Genomic DNA, 22,389 nt, shown 5'->3' with positions numbered 1-22,389 from the left:
AAAAAACGCCACCTTTTCGATGACGTTAAAATATTTAACCGTTGTCGGTAAGTTATAATTAAAAAACAATTTATTTGTAAGTCTATTAACTTTCAGGGCTTGAATTTTTCAATGTGTACATAACATTCCTCAATCCATTTTTACATGCCGCATTACCTGCATCCCAACCATCATTAAATCGAGTTAGTCCCCCATCAAATGTTTCATCCTTTTGATAGTCGGTATCTTCTACATTCTTTGCTTTTAACGCACTCTCACAACCTTGGTTATAGCCATAATGATAAATACTGTCATATTTAACATTACTAACATATTCCTCAGGAAAGAATTTATAATTATCATAATCAGCACTTGTGCAACCTATGGCCGATAATGACAATACAGCGATAAAAATTAGCCTTGCTTTCATCATAGTTTTTATTCCTTGATTCGCTTTCTATCCATTTGTTTAACCACGACTTCATAACTCTTCCTTGTCACTTAATGTTAGTCTAGACAAGACTCAGTGACTTGTTTAAATTCTTTATCACAATAATGGTATATTTCTAACGAAATGATCAGAAAGGTATACTGATTTATGCTGCAAGTAGAACGACAATTAAAAGATATAATATTAAGTATAATGGCAACGGATCCTGCACATGACATCAACCACATAGAGCGGGTTGTTGCCTCAGCAAAAGCGTTTGCCATTCAAGAAGGAGCATCGTTAGATATCGTGATTCCTGCCGCTTGGTTGCACGATTGTGTATCCTTACCCAAAAATCACCCTGATAGGCATTTAGGCTCTAAATTTGCAGCAAAACAAGCCGTTACTTACTTAAAATCGATCAACTACCCTAAGCGTTTTTACGCTGACATCGAGCATGCTATAGAGGCGCATAGTTATAGTGCCAACATCGATACCAAAACTATTGAGGCTGCAGTTGTACAAGATGCAGACCGAATTGATGCTTTAGGGGCTATTGGCATTGCGCGATGCATACAGGTCGGTACTACATTTGGCGCAAGCTTATATTCGAATGATGACCCATTCTGTGGCCACCGTCAGTATGATGATAAACACTTTTCTGTCGACCACTTTTATAACAAGCTTTTTAAGCTCAAAGACACCATGAATACGAAAGCGGCCCAAAAAGAAGCGCTGATAAGAACGGTATATATGAAGGGTTTTCTTGCGCAGTTACAAAACGAAATCGGTGTTTCGTAACAACAACTCTGCATCTTGATATACCCAGCCAAGAGCCCAACAAATTCTCGCTGAAACGAGCATATTGAGGTAACTTGGATATAAAAATTGCTATAAAAAAGCACCGTCAATACGGTGCTTTTGATTAATAAGTAAAATGCGGAATAGCCACTCTACTTTCAAATTAGTTTAGCTTCGATTACTTTGAATCAGCACGGCTCATGAACTTCTGTTCTGCGGTATTGATCTTAATCTTTTCGCCAGATGCAATGTACTCAGGCACTTGTACAGACAAACCTGTAGACATAATTGCAGGCTTAGTACGAGCACTTGCAGATGCACCTTTAATTGAAGGATCTGTCTCGCTAATAACCATATCAACCGTTGCTGGTAACTCGATAGCTACTGGCAAATCATCAACAGTTAGAACTTGCAGGCCTTGTGTCTCTTCGGTAATGAAAAGCAACTCTTCAGCAATACTTTCTTTATTAAAGTTGTACGGTGTGTAATCTTCGCTGTCCATGAAGACATACTCATCACCATCGATGTATGAAAACATAACAGAATGACGGCGGAAATCAGCCAGATTAATCATTTCATCAGCTTTGAAGCTTTCATCTGTTTTCGAACCAGTTGCCACATCGTATAAGCGCATACGATAAAGACTTGCACCAGCACGACCACTCGGTGTTAGCTTCTTAATATCTTTAACTAAAAACACTTTTCCGTTATGTTCGATAGCTGCAAACTTCTTTATTTCACTAGCCTTTGGCATGATCAATATTCCAAAAAATAAATCGTATTGTGGAAAATAGCATGAACTAGATTTTAGGCAAGTACTGAAAGTAATAAGCGCTGATTAATTCACCATCTTTTCGCATAACAATTAGAAACATGGCGACAGAACGTTCGCGCACTTACAACGTCAATATTTCAAACAATTTTATGATTGAAAATCATAAGAAACTTTCATCAAAATCATCGTTTATTCTTTAAAAATGAATCCGTATTGGTGTTGCCTGATGATATGTCATTTGCCAATTACCGTTGTCATTTATCCACATAGAGAAATGAACAACCCAGCGATAGACTTTACTTTAACAAACCATCAATAACAGCTTGCTGTAGTTTTACTTCAAGGGTCTCCCAAAGTTGTTGGCTTCCGTCTGAAATTCTACGTCCATTTAATGAAAAAACTTTCTCTTTGGGAATATTATGCTTTTCCCAACTATGCCCATTACCATGAAGGTTATGTAGTAGCGGCGGAACACGATCAATAGCCTTAGCGTATTTAGATTCCGCCGTTTCACCGGCTTCAAACTCATGCCAGAGCGACAAATATCCTTCACCTATCCCATCAGGTAACAAATCAAAAATACGCTTTAATCCAGCTTCTTCATTCTGCTTATTTTCAGCTGTTTCACTGGCATATATTATCGTATCTCCAGCATCAATCTCACCCAAATCATGGATAAGCAGCATCTTGATTACGCGGTTAATATCAACGGGCTCATTAGCATAATCTTTGAGCATTAAAGCAGAAAGGCACACATGCCAACTGTGCTCGGCAGAATTTTCATAGCGATCTAAACCTACAGGGCGAGTATTGCGAATAACTGACTTTAACTTTTCGATCTCGACGATAAAATCGAGAATCTGTGTAATTTCTTTCATTGGACACCATCCTTGATTTAAGATTCATGCGTTAGATATACAAGTATTACATCCTGCTAGACATAGTGTGCTCATCATTCATTTGAAGCAGATCCCAGCGATTACCATATAAATCTTCAAATACAGCAACGGTTCCATAATCTTGCTCTTGGGGAGGTCTCACAAATGTAATACCTTCAGAGACCATCCGGTTATAATCTCGCCAAAAGTCATCAGTATTTAAGAATAAAAAAACACGCCCACCCGCTTGATTGCCAATGAAGTCATGCTGTTCTGGTTTTGATGCTCGTGCTAATAGTAACGCCACTCCATTAGAGCCAGGGGGAGAAACAACAACCCAACGTTTATCTTGTTCTGGCTGGTAAGTATCTTCGATCAGCTCAAACTGTAATTTATTAACATAAAAATCTATTGCTTCATCGTAATCTTTAACTACTAGCGCAATATGAATAATTGATTGTTTCATTTTATCATCAGCCTTAATCTTTGTTTTATCAGTACTATACTTATTCAATAACGTTAAGTCGCCGCATAGATATGGATATCATGGAAAATACTTTCGCTTTATATAACTTAAAAAAAATTTCTTTAACGTTTTTTGTATTCAGTACCATTGCAACATCGCAATCCAACGCAAGCGAGTACATTACAGAAAAAACCCATAATCACAATCAAAAGCAAAGTTCCTGGGTGGTATTACCCTATATATTCAGTTCTGACAGTATGGGTCTAACAACTGGAGCTGTGGGGATATTTGACGGGTATATTCAGCCACAAATGACAATGGTTGCAACGGTATTCGTAGGGGAAGAGCTTGATGTTACAAGTGAAGTTGACGGTGATAATAAAGAAGAACGTACTGCTGGTGCAATGTTTGCGCTAAGTGGCTATAAACCACCACTTACAGACCGCGTATTCATCACTATGCTTGGTGCTTACGCCTATTACCCTAATCAGCGTTTATATCTTGATGGCAGTAATGATTCCATTCGCGATCTTGAATCAAACGATCCTAAAAACACCTCCCCTTTACAAACTCAGGGATATAGTAATTGGTTTGAAGCTGATTTTCGTTATGTTCTTCCCTTGGGAGAAAGTACTGATAATGCCCTACCAATTATCCAATTGGATCGCGGTATTGCCGTTAATAGAGATAATGTCGGTGGTGGTACTCCTTTTTCAACAGGGCAAACAATTTTAGGGACAGAGCTATTTTACTCGAAATGGACAGCTGATAAATTTGCGGAAGAACCCGTAATAAATACGAATGGTATTCGGTTCTACCTTGAGCATGATAATACTGATTACCCCGCGAACCCAGCCAGAGGCTATCATTTTAATGCTCAATTTTCTGTTGATTTAGGGATTGGGAATTCAACGCAAAGTTGGAATGCCATTGAACTTGATTATGCGCATTATATAGAACTTAATGACTTTTCATGGACAAGGCAAAATGTAATCGCATTCAATGTTTGGAGTGCTTACTCTCCTTCATGGGATCAATCAGAAAGTTTACAGGAAGGCGGTGGTGTATTAGATAAACATCAAACTCCCATGTGGGAAGGGGCTCGTTTAGGAGGTTGGAATAAAATGCGTGCTTACGATAGTAACCGGTTTAATGATAAAGCAGCGTTATATGGCACCGTCGAATACCGTGTAATTCCAGATTTTAACCCTTTACGCGATAACAAATGGAGTCCATTTCCTATTGATTGGTTTCAAACAGTTTTTTATATAGAAGTGGGACGTGTCGCTGAACAGTACGAACTTGATTCGTTACTCAGTGATATGAAATACGATGTTGGCTTCAGTTTACGTGCATTAGCCGCTAATGTGCCTGTCCGTTTTGAAATGGCTTTTGGCGAAGAAGGCTCAGCAATGTGGGTTATGCTCAATCAGCCATTTTAAAGTGTTCTTTGGTTTTAATTCTACAATCACCAAAGAACACCTTATCCATTATTAGAGTTATGCTTATATCTAAAGCATTTTTCCTTGTACTGGTATTAACGCCCCTGTCAGGTTTGTTTTTGTTGGCTGAGTCAATTCAATCATCAAGCTGGCGAACTGAGATGGGTTTACCCACTCATTATGGTCGATATCAGGCATCCCTTTACGATTTACTTCAGTATCAATGATCGTAGGCAGTACAGCATTTACCTTTATGCCATATTGAACACCTTCCGCTGCCTGACTTTCCACTAATCCATTAAGGGCACGTTTAGATGCCATATAAGGACCAAAACCATAAGACACGTTACGAATAGTATCTCGAGCTGAGACATACATAATAGATCCCGTTTCATTTCGCTTCATAGCAGAGAATATTTCACGCCCTAGCATCCAAGCAGTTGTGAAGTTCACACTGAACAACCGCTCAATATCTTTGGGTTCTGCATCTTCCCATGTGCTCCATAAAAAAACACCCGCGCAATGATAATGAGCATCAATTGAGCCTCCTAAAATATCAAGTGACTTAGCTACGAATGTACGACACGTTCCCTCATCAGTTAAATCACCAAGAAGTACAGTGAGCTTACCGTTATATTTGTTTTCTAAACCCTTCGCACGCTGTTCATCCCCAACTCGCCCATAACCTACCACCTGAGTACCAGACTCAATTAACTGTGCAATGATTTCTTGTGCCGTTACAGAAAAGCATGCCGCCACAGTTGCGGTTTTAATTTGACTTGAATACATGATTATCTCTCTTTCATTGTTATTATTTGCTAGACGACATAATAATTATTGCCATTAACACTGCCTATATACTTCCAAACAAATGGCTTTTGCCTTTTAAGCAAAGGTCGGGGTGGCTAATACCTTTTTGATATGACTAAAGCTATATGACGTTCAAAATAGAATGTAAGGCTAAGTAACGATTATTCATAATAAACTTATCAAAACCTAACGCTGAAAGTAATAAACGGTATGCACGTTACACAACAGTTACACTGACACCAATGGATGTTACCTTTCGTTACGCTTCCTTACTTCCAATGTGATGTTCAACTCGTAAATTAATATAAAACCTCCGTAATATAGACTCCATTGAAGGCAAACAATAAATAACAATAAATAAATAACATTCAAAACCAATAGGCTTAATAAAAGACAAACCATGAAAATCAATAAATAGAATACATTAACAAAGGTTATTGCAATTAATGCACCTATTATTACTCACGCTATTTTTCGTGAGAAATAAAACTAATTAATATTTAATAAGCAAAAAAAATTAACATCTAGTTTTCTAGATATATTATTACGTTCATAATGGATGGAGTTAAAATGAACATATTCAGTACAATGCAAAAAATGGGGCGCAGCCTCATGCTGCCAGTAGCCTGTATGCCAGCAGCGGGTATCTTACTTGGAATTGGCGGTAACTCTGAAGTTGCAAAATTCTTACCTGATATTGTCGCACAAATAATGACAGAAGCAGGTCTAGGTGTATTTGCTAACATGGCATTGTTATTTGCCATTGGTGTTGCACTTGGGTTTACTAAAAATGATGGTGTGGCGGCACTTGCAGCAGCATTAGGTTATTTAACCATGACACGCGTATTGGGTGTTGTCGCTGAAGGCACTGATACGGGCGTATTTGGCGGTGTTATTATGGGCTTAGTTGCTGCGCAACTCTTTAATAAATACCATGATATTAAACTACCTACCTATCTTGGTTTCTTCGGTGGTAAACGCTTTGTTCCCATTGTGACGTCTTTAGCTGCATGTGTTGTTGCAGGAGCTTTAGCATTAATATGGCAACCAATTGGCGCAGGTATCGCAGCATTCTCTGAATGGGCTGCTTACCAATCACCAGAAGTAGCATTTGGTATCTATGGTATCGTTGAACGTTCTTTAATTCCTTTCGGTTTACACCATATTTGGAACGCTCCTTTCTTCTACGAAGTAGGTGAATTTACAACGGCTGCAGGTGAAGTAGTTAAAGGTGAAATTCCTCGTTACCTTGCTGGAGACCCTACTGCTGGTAACCTAGCGGGCGGTTACATGTTTAAAATGTTTGGCTTACCAGCCGCTTGTCTTGCAATGTATGTAACAGCTAAAAAAGAAAATAAAGTAATGGTAGCGTCAATCCTTGGCTCTGCAGCACTAACATCATTCCTAACAGGTATTACTGAACCAATTGAATTTGCTTTCTTGTTTGTTGCACCTGTTCTTTATGTTGCACACGCACTACTAGCGGGTTCTGCATTTGTTGTAATGATTCTGCTTGGTATTAAGCACGGTACAACTTTCAGCCACGGTTTATTCGACTTCACGCTACTTTTCGGTCAATCAACAAATGGTTGGTTACTACCTGTTATCGGTGTTGTCTACGCTATTATTTACTTCTTAGTTTTTGTTACTCTGATCAAAGCGTTAGATTTGAAAACACCAGGACGTGAAGACAAAGAAGAAATGAGTGTTGCTGTTAATACATCTAAAGATGGCTTAGCACAAGACATTGCAGCAGCATTCGGCGGTAAAGAGAACATCAAAGACTTAGAAGCTTGTATTACACGCTTACGTGTAACAGTATTCGATAGTTCAAAAGTTGATATTCCACGCTTAAAAGCACTCGGTGCGGCTGGCGTATTCGAAAAAGGTGATAACTATCAAGCAGTATTTGGCACACACTCTGAGATCATTAAAGGTCAAATAGAAGTGCTAGCATAATAAAAGTCTGAGTGGACTTTAGCCCGGACTTCGGTTCGGGTTTTTCCTTGTTAAAATCTACCATTAATAATCAATAATACGTAAATTCTTAACCTTAAATACCCTTTTGAATATTTTAAATATGTATTACGTATTCGTTTTTCCTTCTGAAGTTACCTCAAAAATAAATATTTCCGGTTCTTCTATTACCGTTGCTGCCTGCATTGCCTTTTTTAATTCCTGAGATTTTAAAAACGTACTAGCATTATAAACAGTATCCCATTCAAATATTAAACATATAGTGTTCAGCTCGTTTGGGGCATGTCCAACACTATATGATAATTCGCCTGCAGATTGTCTTTGTATTAAAAAATCATCAAAGGCAGTTCTCCATATCGATGCATTCTCTACTTTATGTTTAATAAAGACCTTAATCATAATTTTACCTTTCTTTCATCAATACTGATTGTCTATTTGATCGAGATTGATCCTGTCATTCCCGCCTCGGTATGCCCTTTAATAGTACATTTAAGGTCTTTAATGTCTGTCGCTTTTACAGGTACAAACCACCATTCAGCAGTACCACCGGGATAAACTTCAATCTCTCGTACGGTTCCTTTTATCTCTGCAATTACTTTACCGTCAGCACTCACTACTTGCGTTTTACGTGTAAATACAGCCTGAGCCAAGCCTTCGGAACTAAAGTAGTGCTTCTCTTTCCCTTCATTATGCAAAATGAGTTTGTAGAGTTTACCGGTTTCAAATTCAAGTTTATCAGGGAAAAAACGCATGGCATTCTTGTCATTACCTAATGAAACTTTCAGTTCAATAGGCTCTTGCTTTGTCATGTCACCTGCGGCTAGTAAACTTCCCGTACACACTAAACTAATTAATACAGCTAAAATTACACCTAACAATCGATGTTGCATGATCCTTCTCCTCTGTCAGTAGGTAAATACATGCACGCATTACACTTGGTAGTAGCATGGTTATTGAAAACCTATTCCTTATTTTAGGTGCTGATTGCAAAATCTGTTTAATAGTTGCTGATGAAGGACGGTATGGCGCGTATAAAAAAGGATGGCTGAGAATTCACTCAACCACCCTATTACTGTATTGAACTTGCCTGTATCGTTACTTCACAGTCAGGTCACGCTAGATTATAAACCCTGTGCATACTGAGCATTAGTCGATACTGTTACCATGTTGGCTAGTTCAACTTTTGATTCTTCAACACCGTTCAGAATATTTTCAAAATGCTTAACTAACTGCGATTTATCCAATTCTTCTTTAGAGCCTGAACCGATGTTTGTTAAATCAATAAAGAATTCGTCGAATAAGCCTGAAAGATCACTTACTACATCGATATTTAAAAATTGCTCGTCGTTATAAATGCTTGGGTAGCCACCTTTTTGCTTATCAACCGCAAAAGAGATCCCCTTAACATTCGTAATCGTGGTCGCTTTTTCACATCGAAGCATACAGCCATCTTCAATTGCTGGTTTGTTACAACCTACAGTCTGTTGGAAGAAACACTGACGGCTCGTCATCATCAAAATCGGATGATAAATACTATAGAATAACTTAAAGTTTTCAGGGCGCTTAATGTGTCGGATCTGGCCACGGTTAATTTCATTCGAAATGAATGCACCAGAACAGTTAAGTTCCTCTTTCATGGTAACGAGAGCATGAGAGTTAGTGGTGTTTAAGAATGGACCCGCGACCCAATCAATATTCAGTTCAAACGCTTTATAAGCGATACCGGTATTGTTACTCACAATACGCTTTGGCTTCACTTCTTCTAGCACTTTCACCGCTTCTAAGTAATCTTTACCAATTAATACCGCAGGGAACCAAGGAATCAAACGTGGATTATTTAAGAAGATATTGATGTATTTCTTACAGTTCTTTTTAAAGCTTTCTGGTAGTTTGAAGTAAATATCAGCATCGGTTTCATCACAAAGGTGAAGATCTTTCTCATTAGCGATCAAAATCGACAATGTTGGTTTTTCTTCTACTTTTGGATGTTGTGGTAAAGCAGCAACCTCTACATGCTTAATCACTTCGACAGAATCATTCAATAAAAACGCGACTTCATTTTTTAGTGCAGTAAGCTCTTTAAATGGAATCGTTAAGTTTTCATCAAAATTTTCAAAACCTAAACGCTCTAGGTTGAAATCGGCATTATTAAAGCTTCTAAAACGCTTTTCGATAGTTTCTGAAGACATTGAAATCTGATCTGCTACGCGCAATGATGAATCAGATTTAACCACAAACGTCTTATTGCCCGTTGCAACACTAATCGTTAACGGTTCGTTTAGCTTGGCAGTAAAGTCGATTGTTAATGTCGGTTTTGAAATATCAAGGAACTTGATCTTATCTTCTAACGTTGCACCAATGGCATTTTTAGATTCGTATAAATCTTTCTTAACATCTTCAATCTGAACAACAGAAATAGCGTTGTTTTTATCGATAGCATAATTCACGCTGTTATCACGTGGGTTATCGATAAACATGTCTTTTGTCAGATTACCTTTTAAGAATGAGTTAGTGAAATCACGGTTAAAGACCTTATGAAGATTTGAGTCATCTTCTAGAATTAAGCCTGTTTCTACAAAATTATTGATATGCTTGCGCCACGTATCAACAACGGTGTACACGTAATGTGCACCCTTTATACGGCCTTCAACCTTTAACGAATCGACACCAGCATCAACCAATTCAGGTAAATCAAAATACGCTGAGTTATCTTTTAGGTTAAGAGGGAATTTATTACCAGCAGCTGTAATTTCGTATTCATCACGACATGCTTGGCTACAACGACCACGGTTACCCGAGTTACCTACGCTCACAGAGCTTGAGTAACATTGGCCAGAGAAGGCAATACACAATGAACCGTGTACAAAGACTTCGGTTAATATATCGTGTTCATGTGCTAGTGCGGTTAACGATTTTACTTCGCCAAGGTTCAATTCGCGCGATAAGTTAGCGCGTGTTGCGCCAACTTTACTTAAGAATAAAATTTGACCTTCGTTATGAGTAGTTAACTGCGTTGAAGCGTGAACATCAAGACTAGGAAAGTGTTTCTTCACTAGGTTAAATATACCTAGATCTTGAACAATGATGCCATCAATACCGCTATTAACCAGCTTATTCAGCAGCTTTACTAAACTTGGAATTTCGTGCTCTAAGATAACAACGTTAAGAGTTAGAAAAACCTCGCAACCGTATTGATGAGCAAGTCGTAAAACGCCACTTAATTCATCAAATGAAAGATTGGACGCTCGGTTACGGGCATTAAACATATCTAAGCCACAGTAGACGGCATTAGCACCAGCAACAATCGCGGCTTTAATTGCTTCTACATCACCACCCGGTGCCAATAATTCAATTTTTCTACTCATTACGACAAAGCTCACTTAAATTGTTAGATTATAATTTTTCAGGGCAATTCTACCTGCATCCCGTTTTCATAGCTACAAAATCGGCTTTTGTTGACCCAGATCATTATTATGATGGCATTGAACAACGCTTAACTCGACCAATTTTACAAAAAACACAGACAGCAGGTTTTCATTTTTTTATATAATCATTCAAGAATATAGGGTTCCTGAATAAGGAAACCTTTCCGTCCTAAATGCGGAAAGGCTCATCATTATTGATTAACAGTCGTTAATCGCATTGCGTACACGCTTATCTGAAACAGGGTAAGGCGTACCCAGTTGTTGAGCAAAGAAACTCACGCGAAGTTCTTCGACCATCCAACGGATCTCTTTCACTTTTTCTGGTACGGCTTGCCCTTTCGGAATTTTATTCAGTAACTCTTTGTAATCGCTCATTACTGAATCAATTTTCAAGATTTGAACACGATCTTTATTAGGGTCGATAGGAAGCTTTTCCATTCGACGTTCAATCGCTTTCATGTATCGTAGAATATCGGGTAATCTCTGCCATCCACATTCTGTTGCAAAGCCTTTAAAGATCAAGCCTTCAATCTGTGCCTTAATATCAGACAGTGCAAATGCCATTGATAAGTCAACACGACCTTTTAAGCGCTTGTTAATGCTAAACGCCGTTGTCAAAATAGCTTCTACTTGCTGAGCAACATCAACAACTGTATCGCCGAGTTCTGCACGAACGTATTCTTTAGTTTGTGCAAATTGCTCTGGTTCCCAAATCAACCCGCCCTTCTGCTGAATAAGCTTATCAACACCGCAGGCAATACAGTCGTCGATAAGATCCATCACCCGACCGTATGGGTTGAAATATAAACCCAGTTTCGATTTATTTGGCAAGTTCGAGTGCAGGTATTTAATAGGTGAAGGCACATTTAACAGAACCAAACGACGCTGACCTTGAGTCATTGCCATTCGCTGTTCTTCTTCTGTTTCAAATAACTTGATACCCACAGAATCTTTGTTATCCACCAATGCAGGGAACGCTTTAACCTCAAAGCCACCCCGTTTTTGCTGATAGCATTCAGGTAATGCGCCAAAGCTCCATGTTTTTAAGCCTTCTTGTTCAATATCATCATCAGCAACTTGCGACAATGTTTCTTGAACTTGCTCTTTCAGGCCATCTTTTAAACTGTACAGATCTTTGCTTTCTTTCAGCTTGCGGTTCTTGTGGTCAACCACACGGTACGTAATCTTCAAATGATCTGGAACTTGCTCGGCTTTCCAGTCTTCACGCAAGATTGTTACGCCAGTTATACGCTTTAATTCCTTCTCTAACGCATCCAACAATGGCATTGACATCGCTTCTGCACGTGAAAGAAAAGCATCTGCATAATTAGGTGCTGGAACAAAGTTACGACGAATCGGCTTTGGCAGTGATTTAATCAAAGACACAACCAATTCATGACGAAGACCCGGTATCTGCCAATCAAAGTTATCGGGTTCTACTTGGTTCAATATTGGTAGCGGCACATGCACCGTTACACCGTCACAATCTTCACCCGGTTCAAACTGGTAGCTTAATTTCAGCTTTAGGTTACCTTGATGCCAAAAGTTCGGGTAGTCCAAATCAGTAATATGGCTCGCATCGCCTCTGAACAACATTTCACGTTCAAAGTTAAGCAGGTTACTGTCTTCTTTTGATGCTTTCTTCCACCAGCTATCGAAGAAGCGCCCCGATACCACAGTGTGCTCAACACGTTGATCGTAGAATTCAAATAATTCGTCATCATCGATCAAAATATCACGACGACGAGACTTATGTTCTAGCTCTTCCACTTCGCGTAATAGTCGACGGTTTTGGTGATAAAACTTATGCTTTGTTTCCCAATCACCTTCAACTAACGCCGAGCGAATGAAAATTTCACGCGATACTTGCGCATCAATATTGCCGTAATTCACTTTACGCTTAGCAACAATCGGAATGCCGTACATCATGATTTTTTCAAAGGCAAAAACAGCGGCTTGTTTCTTTTCCCAATGCGGTTCGCTATAGCTACGCTTCAACAAATGCTGTGCTAAGGGTTCAACCCACTCAGGCTGAATTTTAGCGGCAATACGCCCCCACAGCTTGGATGTTTCAACCAGTTCGGCAACCATCACCCACTTAGGCTGTTTCTTAAAAATGCCAGACCCAGGAAAGATATTAAAGCGCGCATTACGTGCACCTTGATATTCGTTCTTTTCCTGATCTTTAATACCAATATGAGAAAGCATACCGGCCAATAATGACTGGTGAATGCTGTCGTAACTTGCTTCTTGGCTATTGATTTTCAAATCGAGCTCTTTTACTACCTGACTCACTTGGTAGTAAATATCTTGCCATTCACGAATGCGCAAATAGTTCAGATAGTCTTTCTTACATTGTTTTCGGAATTGATTACCAGACAGCTCTTTTTGCTGCTCTTGAACGTAATTCCATAAATTAACAAATGCGATGAAATCAGAATCTTTATCCGCAAAACGATTATGCTTTTCGTCAGAAGCTTGTTTTTTCTCTGACGGCCTTTCTCGTGGGTCTTGAATCGACAATGCACATGCAATAACCATCACTTCGCGCAATGAACCCAGTTTAGGGGCTTCTAACACCATACGCGCAAGGCGAGGATCAAGCGGTAACCTTGCTAGCTGACGACCCATTGGCGATAGACGCTTACGGGGATCAGTCGCTTTAAGATTAATAGCACCTAACTCTTCAAGTAGACGTAAACCATCTTGAATGTTGCGGTTATCTGGCGCTTCTACAAACGGGAAGGCGTGAATATCACCCAAGCCAATTGCCGTCATTTGCAAAATAACTGACGCTAAGTTGGTACGTAGAATTTCAGGATCGGTAAATTCAGGACGAGATAAGAAATCGTCTTCTGAATACAAGCGAACACAGATACCTTCTTGAACACGACCACATCGGCCTTTACGCTGATTAGCACTTGCTTGTGAAATCGCTTCAATCGGTAAACGCTGTACTTTAGTGCGGTAGCTGTATCGGCTAATACGTGCAGTACCAGGGTCGATAACATATTTAATGCCAGGTACTGTTAACGATGTTTCCGCTACGTTAGTAGACAAAACAACGCGGCGACCACCGTGTGATTGGAATACACGATTCTGTTCATTAGCAGATAAACGCGCGTACAGAGGCAATATTTCGGTATTACGCAAATTACGCTTTTCTAGGGCATCTGCCGTATCACGAATTTCACGTTCACCGTTCATGAAGATCAGGATATCACCTGGGCCTTCATCGCATAGCTCATCGACTGCATCGAAAATAGCTTGTAGCTGATCACGATCGCCATCATCACCGTCTTCAGACACAGGGCGGTAACGGGTTTCGACAGGATAAGTACGACCAGACACTTCAATGATTGGCGCATTATTGAAGTGCTTAGAGAAGCGCTCAGGATCAATTGTTGCCGATGTAATCACAACTTTTAGATCGGGGCGCTTGGGCAATAGCTCGCGCAAATAACCCATAATGAAATCAATGTTAAGACTACGCTCGTGCGCTTCATCGATAATTATGGTGTCGTATTGGCTTAAAAAACGATCGTTTTGAATTTCAGCCAGTAAAATACCGTCTGTCATCAATTTGACTTGGCTGCGATCAGAGACTTGGTCATTAAATCGAACTTTATAACCAACGTACGAACCTAATTCGCACTCCATCTCTTCAGCAATACGCGTTGCAACAGTACGCGCAGCAAGACGACGAGGCTGAGTATGACCAATCATACCGTGGGTACCACGGCCTAATTCCATACAGATTTTTGGTAACTGCGTGGTTTTACCCGACCCTGTTTCACCCGCAACAATCACGACTTGGTTGTGTTTTATTGCTTCTGCAATGTCATCTTTTCTTTGGCTAACAGGCAGTAATTCTGGGTATTTGATCGTAGGACGATTCGTTCTACGCAGCTCAACCGTTTGCATTGATTTCGCAATATCTAGCGCAATTTCATCAAATACAACGTGTTTTGCTTTTTCATTCTTAATTCTTGCCGCACCTTGCACACGTTTGTGCAAACGAAAACGATCGCGAATCATGCAATCTTTAATGGCGGCTTTCAGCGTTTTTTCATTATTCAAAACGTCTGATTGAGGAGTATTAGACAGACTCAAAGGAATTCCTAACTTTCTATTTAAAATAATAAAGTATATCCAAACCACCTCAAACCGCTGATTTACGCTAGCGTTGAAGGCGTTTGGGTATATACCCAAGTTACCTCATGATGCTCGTTTCAGCGAGAATTTGTTGGACTCTAGGCAAGGCACTTATTTATAGACCTAGTCATTCTACGTTGAAAATAAGTAACACCGCATAGAGCCCAACAAAACTCGCCCTTCGGGAGTGATTCAGCGCATCTACTACTGTGTCAAATGTGCTTGAAAGGGAATGCCATTCCTACACACATTTTCCTTGAATTAAATACGCTGAGATCACTCTGAATCCTGCATCTTGAGGTAGCTTGGGTATATTTATAAAAACGGGCGTGATTCTACCACATATTTCGAACTGATTCTGAACTGTGATTAACATCAAAATATGTATCAAAATACAAACAGAAAAAAGCAAAATTCAATGCCACAGTGCTCCATATGCACACTGTGGAACTAAATTCTGCTTTTAATGTTTCACATTGATTTTTTACGGCAAAGTTAACTAGGCCGTAAGGCACTCTTTTTCATTAATCGGTGCGTCGTCATTGTCATTGATCAAATTCGTTAACCACCGACGTCCTTTAATACGGTGCGTGGTCAAGAACACTTTAACCACCTCTTCCGTCAAAATAGCCAGCATCACCCAATGCAGCGGCCATCCCAGTACAATACCTGTGATAATCGCAAGAGGAATACCAATAGCCCATTGTGCAAACAAATCAATAAAAATGCTGTAGCGAATATCGCCGCCACTGCGTAACACGCCACCAATACCGACCATGTTGAACACCTTTAAGCATAAACCAAGTGCTAGCACTAACGTGACATTCACGGCCATATCCAAATTAGCCGTACCCGCTTTTGCGAATAAATCACCAATGCTGTCATGAAACATTAATACTGTCGCGCCAACAATCATCGCTAACGTCGCACTTAAACCAATGAACCACCATGATTGATGCCACGCACGTTGGTAATTTTCAGCCCCTAGCTCATGGCCAAGTATGGTTGATGCCGCTACAGCAAAACCAATAAACCCTGATATTAGCACCCCTTCTATCGGTGATAATAAACTGATGATTGCCAGTTCAGTCACGCCAAGCTGCCCGATAATGTAGTTATAAACCAGTAATCCCATTGCCCAACCACCATCATGGATCACCATCGGCAGTGCAACAGAAAGATACTTTTTACGCGCCTTTACCGTTACTGCAGCTTCAGCATCTGATACTTTTGGCAAAATCTCATTATATTTCCAATATGTGACAGCCAATAAAATAACCGTTTGGATGCCACGTGATATTGTTGTACCTAATGCAGCACCTGCAACACCCATCTCAGGAAACCCGTATAAACCGAATATCAATAGTGCGTTTAGCGCGGCATTAATGAGTACCGCAATCAGCCCAACGACAGTAGGCATTTTAGCGACACCTATCGAACGTAATGCAGATTCTAAAGGCACAACAATGGCGGTAAAGATGATGCTCCAACCACACACAAACAAATACGTTGTGGCATGCTCAACAAACGTTGGATCATTCGTAATAACACTAACGATACTTTCAGGCGCCAAACGAAACAAAATTGCAAAAGGTATTGTTAAAACAATAGCACAAGCCCAAGATTGCAATAATGTACGACGAACACCGTCCATTCTACCAGCACCAAAGTATTGCGCAGCTAATACGCCTACAGCGCCGCTCACACCTACAATTATCAGTAAATTAAAGAAGAATATTCGATTACCGACACCAACAGCTGCAACCTGTGATTCACCCAGAGTTGAAACCATCATGACATCGACCAAACCCAAGATGGCAAAAAGCATCGACTGCATCGAAACCGGTATCGCCAATCGCCATGTCTTTTGCCAAAATTCTTTATCTGCTGCCGCTTTCCAATTTTGCATTTTGCCCCCTTGTAATGTTTGCTTATGTGAGGTGGATCATACGCCTAAAGGTAAATAACGACTTATGCTACCTTCTCAACAACCTTTGCCAAACTATCAAATGATATTTTTATACGATTATTAATGAATATCAAAACAAGATAAAAACAAAAAGGAGAAAGCATGAGTTGGCCTGAGTACTATGAAATATCGGATCAATGCCGTACGACAACGATCGATCAAGGTCAGCTTATGGCTTTAGAGAAACACCAAATCGTGCAATGCGGCGTAAACTACGCACGCCAGAGTTTTACGGTATACCGTCGTAACCCCAATATGCATATGTTGCTATTTACTTGTTGCGGTGAAGGTTGGCTAGAAACACCCGTGCGAAAATGGACACTGGAAAGCGGTAGCGTTATTCATGTTCCACCTGGTTCTGCGAATGGATTTGGAATAACCCAAAAAGAAAAAGATGCTGATAACGAAACGTTAAACACAGAAAGTGAAAACACATGGGATATTGCATGGGTAATGCTAAGTGATAATGGCGAGTGGGAGAAAACAATGCCCAACGAAGTTACATACAGTAAAACGCAATGTGCAGATATGTTACGTAAAACTATCGACTGCTTACATCAATCTATGTCCTTACCCTATCCTGTTGGTAATCAGCTAGGAGATAATCTAGTTGAACAAATACGCTTATTAGTAACAAATCGTTTGCCAACATCTATGCCTATCTCGCTACAACGATTAGAAAAAGTGTTTGATCGCGCTAAAGAACAACTTCATCGCCAGTGGAGCGTGGCTGAACTAGCAGCATTGCACCCTTGTTCTGAGCCTCACTTTCACCGCTTGTGCCAGCAATATTATTGCCATAGTCCTATTGCGCATTTAACACGATTACGGATGGAATATGCTGCTCGTCTATTAAGTGCTACCGAATGGCCGATACAACATATTAGTGAATCAAGTGGGTATCAAAACCCTGCCAATTTCAGTACTCGTTTTAAAAAATGGAGCTCTCTTACCCCCAGAGAATTTAGGCAACGCTTTCGGTATTAGTAAAATAAGCGCCTTGCCTAGAACCCAATAAATACTCGTTGAAACGAGCACGCTAAGGTGAATTGAGTATAAACATTATTAATAGAATTGTATTTTAATGGAACAGTGTGCGATGAGTGTTGTCATAACTTTTATGAGCAAGACGATTCTAGTGGATTCATTTCTATTGAAACCTTGATTTATTGCTAAACAAACCATAATTAATAATAAAGCGTCAAATCAATACGTAGAGTAAGAGGCACATTATGTTCAAACAATTACGCACTTTATTTCGCCAAGTCATGCATGAAGGCAGCGATGGCGGTGCTATTGATACCCCGACAATGAATTTAGCGATGGCCTCTTTATTGTGTGAAGTTGCAAATGCTGATCACCAAATTGATCCTAGAGAAGAGGCCGCTAAAGTACAGTTACTCATAAAGCTACTTGATATAGATGAAGCAAGAGCTATAGATTTACTCGCCGAAGCAATGGTAAAAAGTGAAAAATCAGTCTCTTTGTATGAATTTACAACAAAACTGCGTGAGCTTATGCCAGAAGAGCGCTTTCAGCTTATTGAAGCAATGTGGCAAGTTGCCTATGCCGATGGCATTATCGAACCCATGGAAGAAGCCGTGATCCGTCAAGTTGCTGAGTTAATTTACCTCGACCATTCAGAGTTTATCCGCGCAAAATTGTCAGCGAAAAATGGGTAATAATACTATTCTAGATTGGCATCATCCCAAACTGGCATAAAAAAAGCCTGCTAATGCAGGCTTTAAATAGGCATTCTAGTTCAACTTACTTTTTACCCAAATGTACCCATGTTTCAAGTACCGTATCTGGGTTTAATGAAACGGAGTCAATGCCCTGCTCCATCAACCAATCTGCGAGATCATCGTGATCTGATGGTCCTTGACCACAAATGCCAACATATTTACCGGCTTTATTGGCGGCTTTAATTGCCATAGATAACATCGCTTTTACTGCAGGATTACGCTCATCAAACATATGCGCAATTTCACCAGAATCTCGGTCAAGACCAAGCGTTAACTGAGTCATATCGTTTGAGCCAATCGAGAAGCCATCAAAATACTTCAAGAAATCATCCGCTAGAATTGCATTTGACGGCAATTCACACATCATAATGACTTTCAGACCGTTTTCGCCACGACGCAGGTCAAATTTAGCCAGCAAATCGATAACCGATGCCGCTTCACTTACCGTACGTACAAATGGGATCATGATTTCAACATTTTTTAAGCCCATCTTTTCACGAACGCGCTTCATTGCTTCACATTCAAGTGCAAAACAATCTTGGAACTGTGGTGAAATATAACGAGAAGCACCACGGAACCCTAACATTGGGTTTTCTTCTGTCGGCTCATAGTTAATACCACCCACTAAATTGCGGTATTCATTCGACTTAAAATCGGACATACGCACAATAACGCGTTTTGGCCAAAATGCAGCAGCAAGCGTTGAAATCCCTTCTGTTAATTTCTCGATGTAGAACTCAACAGGGTTTTCATAACCCACAATACGCTTATCGATTTCAGCTTTAAGCTCGTCAGATTGTTCATCGTAGTTAAGTAAGGCTTTCGGGTGAATGCCAATCATCTTGTTAATAATGAACTCTAGTCGAGCTAACCCCACCCCTTCATTCGGAATACATGCAAAATCGAATGCACGATCTGGGTTGCCCACATTCATCATGACTTTAAGAGGAAGATCTGGGAGATCAGTCACTGATGAACGACGAATTTCAAAATCAAGTTCACCTTCATACACAAAGCCCGTCTCACCTTGCGCACAAGATACAGTGACATGCTGACCGGTGCTTAAAATTGAGGTTGCATTACCACAGCCCACAACCGCAGGTATCCCTAACTCACGTGCAATGATTGCCGCGTGACATGTACGTCCACCTCGATTAGTGACAATAGCAGATGCTTTTTTCATCACAGGCTCCCAATCTGGGTCTGTCATGTCTGCAACTAGTACATCACCCGGTTGAACCTGATCCATCTCACTTAAATCAGCAACAACACGAACAGCACCAACACCAATACGTTGGCCGATAGCACGGCCTTCAATGATTGCCGATGCTTGAGCATTAAGATGGAAGCGTTCCATCACTTGTTGGTCATCGCGAGAACGTACTGTTTCAGGGCGTGCCTGAACAATCAGTAATTCACCAGTAATACCATCTTTGGCCCATTCGATATCCATCGGGCGACCGTAATGCTTTTCGATAATCAATGCTTGTTTTGCTAACGACGCAATTTCATCATCGGTTAACGAAAATTGCTGACGTTCTTCTTCGGTGGTATCAATCACATCAACTTGTGTACCTAGCTCTTTACCCTCGGCGTAAACCATTTTGATTTGTTTAGAACCAATGGTACGACGCACAACGGCATGATTACCTGCTTCAAGTGTTGGCTTATGAACGTAGAATTCATCTGGATTAACAGCTCCCTGCACAACCATTTCACCTAAGCCCCATGATGATGTAATAAACACCACCTGATCAAAGCCAGACTCGGTATCAAGGGTAAACATTACCCCCGAAGAAGCTTTGTCTGAACGCACCATACGCTGAATACCAGCAGACAATGCAACACCTTCATGATCAAACCCTTGGTGAACACGGTATGAAATAGCACGGTCATTAAACAACGAAGCGAATACATGCTTTGTTGCTTCAATAACGGCATCAATTCCTCGCACATTTAGAAATGTTTCTTGCTGGCCAGCAAACGAAGCATCAGGTAAATCTTCAGCGGTTGCTGATGAACGAACAGCAACAGACAACATGTCGTCACCGTTACCGAGTTCTGCATAACATACTCGAATATCCTGCTCTAAGTCAGCGGGTAATTCAGCTTCCAATACCCAGTTGCGAATGGTTTCACCCGCAACTTTTAACGCATTTACATCATCAACATCAAGTTCGTCTAATAGTTGATAAATACGCTTGTTTAATCCGCCAGCTTCCAGAAATTGATTAAAAGCATGCGAGGTTGTCGCATATCCATTTGGAACTTTCACACCTGCATTTGCAAGATTGGCTACCATCTCACCCAGCGAAGCATTTTTTCCACCCACTTTATCAACGTCATTCATTGATAAAGCATCGTACCAAACTACATTCTGTTGCACGACGAATCTCCTTGCTTTTGGATTTAGCTTAAATGTGGGCAAGATCTCAACGGAAACGATTGCATTGGCAGTTAAAAAAATACTGCGTCACAATGGTCGGGCTGATGTCTATACCCTGTAAAGTTATTGTTATAAGTATTTATACAGTGAACGTTACAGAATTATTTGAAGGATTCAACTTTTTATGCAGCGCAAATCCAATTTTCGTGATGTGTTTTACGTTTCTGACGGTACAGCGATCACTTCTGAGACACTTGGACATGCCGTTTTAGGGCAATTTCCAATAGAAACACACCAAACAACGCACCCTTTCATTGAAACAAATGAACGTGCAGAACAGGTAAAAATACTTGTAAATCAAGCCTATGAAAAGACAGGCATCAAGCCATTAGTCTTCTATTCAATCGTAATACCTGACGTGAAGGTTATTATTGAACAAAGTAACGCTCATTTCTACGACGTCTTGAATGTGCTAGTTGAGCCTTTAAAGCACGATTTGCAGCTTGAACCAGAGCCTCAGTTACAACGTTCACATAGTATTAACAAGGATGCCGCTAGCTATCAAGATCGCATTGCAGCTATTGAATACACCCTCGCGCATGATGATGGGATTTCACTGAATAATCTTGACCAAGCCGATGTGATTTTATTGGGTGTATCACGCTGCGGAAAAACCCCAACAAGCCTGTATCTTGCGATGCAATTTGGCATAAGAGCGGTGAACTATCCCTTCATCGCCGAAGATATGACAAGCCTTAAACTGCCTGCTGCCATAGAGCCTTATCGCTTTAAAACCTACGGGCTAACCATTGATATTGAACGCCTAGTCGCCATACGAAATGAACGCTATGCCAACAGCGATTATGCGAGCTTAGAGCAGTGTGAAAAGGAACTGCATAAAGTCGAAGGAATGTTTAGGCGGGAAGCAATACCCTACTTAAATACATCGTCTCTTTCAGTAGAAGAAATCGCTACCCGATTACTCGACATTAGTGGGTTAAAGCGGAAGATGTGCTAATAAGAGACTGTCTCTTAGACACATCAGACTCTGCCGACGACTAGTCGAGCGGAAATGTCGGAGCTCGCGGTGTCGTTATCGAAAAACAAAGGAAAAAAAAATGGCAGATGACGTGTTTGGCAAGCAAACTTAA

Annotated in this window: 17 protein-coding genes; 6 read left to right on the top strand and 11 right to left on the bottom strand. The window is 40.3% G+C overall.

Features of this window, described 5'->3' with window-relative positions; translation table 11 throughout:
- Nucleotides 1-85: 85 nt before the first annotated feature.
- Nucleotides 86-412 (bottom strand): hypothetical protein, encoded by a 327-nt coding sequence (locus C9J48_RS22230; RefSeq protein WP_006231782.1) that lies wholly within the window; start codon nt 410-412, stop codon nt 86-88.
- Between the two features lie 165 nt (nt 413-577).
- Between C9J48_RS22230 and C9J48_RS22225 the strand changes: the two genes are divergently transcribed.
- Nucleotides 578-1,210: an HD domain-containing protein gene (locus C9J48_RS22225; protein ID WP_006231781.1), complete on the top strand. Its 633-nt coding sequence runs from the start codon at nt 578-580 to the stop codon at nt 1,208-1,210.
- A 178-nt stretch (nt 1,211-1,388) separates the two neighbouring features.
- Here C9J48_RS22225 and efpL read toward each other — a convergent pair whose 3' ends face one another.
- The 3 genes from efpL to C9J48_RS22210 form a co-directional block, all read right to left on the bottom strand.
- Complete coding sequence (efpL, locus tag C9J48_RS22220) at nt 1,389-1,964, bottom strand: elongation factor P-like protein EfpL (protein ID WP_006231780.1); 576 nt, start codon at nt 1,962-1,964, stop codon at nt 1,389-1,391.
- Between the two features lie 317 nt (nt 1,965-2,281).
- The gene (locus tag C9J48_RS22215; RefSeq protein WP_006231779.1) at nt 2,282-2,863 is read right to left on the bottom strand and encodes an HD domain-containing protein; all 582 of its coding nucleotides are present in this window, start codon (nt 2,861-2,863) and stop codon (nt 2,282-2,284) included.
- Nucleotides 2,864-2,909: 46 nt separating this feature from the next.
- Complete coding sequence (locus C9J48_RS22210; RefSeq protein ID WP_006231778.1) at nt 2,910-3,329, bottom strand: VOC family protein; 420 nt, start codon at nt 3,327-3,329, stop codon at nt 2,910-2,912.
- Between the two features lie 80 nt (nt 3,330-3,409).
- Between C9J48_RS22210 and C9J48_RS22205 the strand changes: the two genes are divergently transcribed.
- Entirely contained in the window at nt 3,410-4,771 is a 1,362-nt protein-coding gene (locus C9J48_RS22205; RefSeq protein WP_036803378.1) for a BamA/TamA family outer membrane protein, read from the top strand.
- 69 nt (nt 4,772-4,840) lie between these two features.
- Here C9J48_RS22205 and C9J48_RS22200 read toward each other — a convergent pair whose 3' ends face one another.
- A complete protein-coding gene (locus C9J48_RS22200) occupies nt 4,841-5,560 on the bottom strand; it encodes an SDR family NAD(P)-dependent oxidoreductase (protein ID WP_006231774.1) in 720 nt (239 codons plus the stop codon).
- A gap of 591 nt (nt 5,561-6,151) precedes the next feature.
- Here C9J48_RS22200 and ptsG point away from each other — a divergent pair.
- A complete protein-coding gene (gene ptsG / locus C9J48_RS22195; protein WP_006231773.1) occupies nt 6,152-7,540 on the top strand; it encodes a PTS glucose transporter subunit IIBC in 1,389 nt (462 codons plus the stop codon).
- A 126-nt stretch (nt 7,541-7,666) separates the two neighbouring features.
- On the opposite strand, the gene C9J48_RS22190 is transcribed toward ptsG, so the two are convergent.
- From C9J48_RS22190 to C9J48_RS22170, 5 genes are all read right to left on the bottom strand, one after another.
- Entirely contained in the window at nt 7,667-7,957 is a 291-nt protein-coding gene (locus C9J48_RS22190) for a hypothetical protein (RefSeq protein ID WP_107281253.1), read from the bottom strand.
- A gap of 32 nt (nt 7,958-7,989) precedes the next feature.
- Nucleotides 7,990-8,448, bottom strand: a complete 459-nt coding sequence (locus tag C9J48_RS22185) for a cupredoxin domain-containing protein (RefSeq protein ID WP_107281252.1) — start codon at nt 8,446-8,448, stop codon at nt 7,990-7,992.
- Between the two features lie 231 nt (nt 8,449-8,679).
- The gene (locus C9J48_RS22180) at nt 8,680-10,923 is read right to left on the bottom strand and encodes a peptidase U32 family protein (protein ID WP_006231770.1); all 2,244 of its coding nucleotides are present in this window, start codon (nt 10,921-10,923) and stop codon (nt 8,680-8,682) included.
- Between the two features lie 258 nt (nt 10,924-11,181).
- A complete protein-coding gene (gene hrpA / locus C9J48_RS22175; RefSeq protein WP_258191570.1) occupies nt 11,182-15,063 on the bottom strand; it encodes an ATP-dependent RNA helicase HrpA in 3,882 nt (1,293 codons plus the stop codon).
- A 574-nt stretch (nt 15,064-15,637) separates the two neighbouring features.
- Nucleotides 15,638-17,047, bottom strand: a complete 1,410-nt coding sequence (locus tag C9J48_RS22170) for an MATE family efflux transporter (RefSeq protein ID WP_006231768.1) — start codon at nt 17,045-17,047, stop codon at nt 15,638-15,640.
- A gap of 162 nt (nt 17,048-17,209) precedes the next feature.
- On the opposite strand from C9J48_RS22170, the gene C9J48_RS22165 reads away from it, so the two are divergent.
- Together C9J48_RS22165 and C9J48_RS22160 are read left to right on the top strand one after the other, a co-directional pair.
- Nucleotides 17,210-18,094, top strand: a complete 885-nt coding sequence (locus C9J48_RS22165; RefSeq protein WP_006231767.1) for a helix-turn-helix domain-containing protein — start codon at nt 17,210-17,212, stop codon at nt 18,092-18,094.
- A 245-nt stretch (nt 18,095-18,339) separates the two neighbouring features.
- Nucleotides 18,340-18,789 (top strand): tellurite resistance TerB family protein, encoded by a 450-nt coding sequence (locus tag C9J48_RS22160; RefSeq protein ID WP_006231766.1) that lies wholly within the window; start codon nt 18,340-18,342, stop codon nt 18,787-18,789.
- A gap of 85 nt (nt 18,790-18,874) precedes the next feature.
- Here the strand turns inward: C9J48_RS22160 and ppsA are convergent, their stop codons facing one another.
- The gene (gene ppsA, locus C9J48_RS22155; RefSeq protein ID WP_006231765.1) at nt 18,875-21,238 is read right to left on the bottom strand and encodes a phosphoenolpyruvate synthase; all 2,364 of its coding nucleotides are present in this window, start codon (nt 21,236-21,238) and stop codon (nt 18,875-18,877) included.
- Nucleotides 21,239-21,422: 184 nt separating this feature from the next.
- Here ppsA and ppsR point away from each other — a divergent pair, with 184 nt between their 5' ends.
- Nucleotides 21,423-22,256: a posphoenolpyruvate synthetase regulatory kinase/phosphorylase PpsR gene (ppsR, locus tag C9J48_RS22150; RefSeq protein WP_006231764.1), complete on the top strand. Its 834-nt coding sequence runs from the start codon at nt 21,423-21,425 to the stop codon at nt 22,254-22,256.
- The last annotated feature ends 133 nt before the right edge of the window (nt 22,257-22,389 follow it).

This window comes from Photobacterium profundum (assembly GCF_003026285.1).
GTDB lineage: Bacteria > Pseudomonadota > Gammaproteobacteria > Enterobacterales > Vibrionaceae > Photobacterium > Photobacterium profundum.
Note: the sequence above shows the minus strand (reverse complement) of the source record. Positions and strands in the feature narration are given on the sequence as shown.

Bases quoted from the DNA above. Each gene is read 5' to 3' on its own strand.
- ppsR (WP_006231764.1), top strand. From the start codon at position 21,423: ATGCAGCGCAAATCCAATTTTCGTGATGTGTTTTACGTTTCTGACGGT.
- C9J48_RS22170 (WP_006231768.1), bottom strand. From the start codon at position 17,047: ATGCAAAATTGGAAAGCGGCAGCAGATAAAGAATTTTGGCAAAAGACA.
- C9J48_RS22210 (WP_006231778.1), bottom strand. From the start codon at position 3,329: ATGAAACAATCAATTATTCATATTGCGCTAGTAGTTAAAGATTACGAT.
- C9J48_RS22225 (WP_006231781.1), top strand. From the start codon at position 578: ATGCTGCAAGTAGAACGACAATTAAAAGATATAATATTAAGTATAATG.
- C9J48_RS22165 (WP_006231767.1), top strand. From the start codon at position 17,210: ATGAGTTGGCCTGAGTACTATGAAATATCGGATCAATGCCGTACGACA.
- C9J48_RS22215 (WP_006231779.1), bottom strand. From the start codon at position 2,863: ATGAAAGAAATTACACAGATTCTCGATTTTATCGTCGAGATCGAAAAG.
- C9J48_RS22230 (WP_006231782.1), bottom strand. From the start codon at position 412: ATGATGAAAGCAAGGCTAATTTTTATCGCTGTATTGTCATTATCGGCC.
- C9J48_RS22190 (WP_107281253.1), bottom strand. From the start codon at position 7,957: ATGATTAAGGTCTTTATTAAACATAAAGTAGAGAATGCATCGATATGG.
- C9J48_RS22185 (WP_107281252.1), bottom strand. From the start codon at position 8,448: ATGCAACATCGATTGTTAGGTGTAATTTTAGCTGTATTAATTAGTTTA.
- C9J48_RS22200 (WP_006231774.1), bottom strand. From the start codon at position 5,560: ATGTATTCAAGTCAAATTAAAACCGCAACTGTGGCGGCATGCTTTTCT.
- efpL (WP_006231780.1), bottom strand. From the start codon at position 1,964: ATGCCAAAGGCTAGTGAAATAAAGAAGTTTGCAGCTATCGAACATAAC.
- C9J48_RS22160 (WP_006231766.1), top strand. From the start codon at position 18,340: ATGTTCAAACAATTACGCACTTTATTTCGCCAAGTCATGCATGAAGGC.
- C9J48_RS22180 (WP_006231770.1), bottom strand. From the start codon at position 10,923: ATGAGTAGAAAAATTGAATTATTGGCACCGGGTGGTGATGTAGAAGCA.
- ptsG (WP_006231773.1), top strand. From the start codon at position 6,152: ATGAACATATTCAGTACAATGCAAAAAATGGGGCGCAGCCTCATGCTG.
- C9J48_RS22205 (WP_036803378.1), top strand. From the start codon at position 3,410: ATGGAAAATACTTTCGCTTTATATAACTTAAAAAAAATTTCTTTAACG.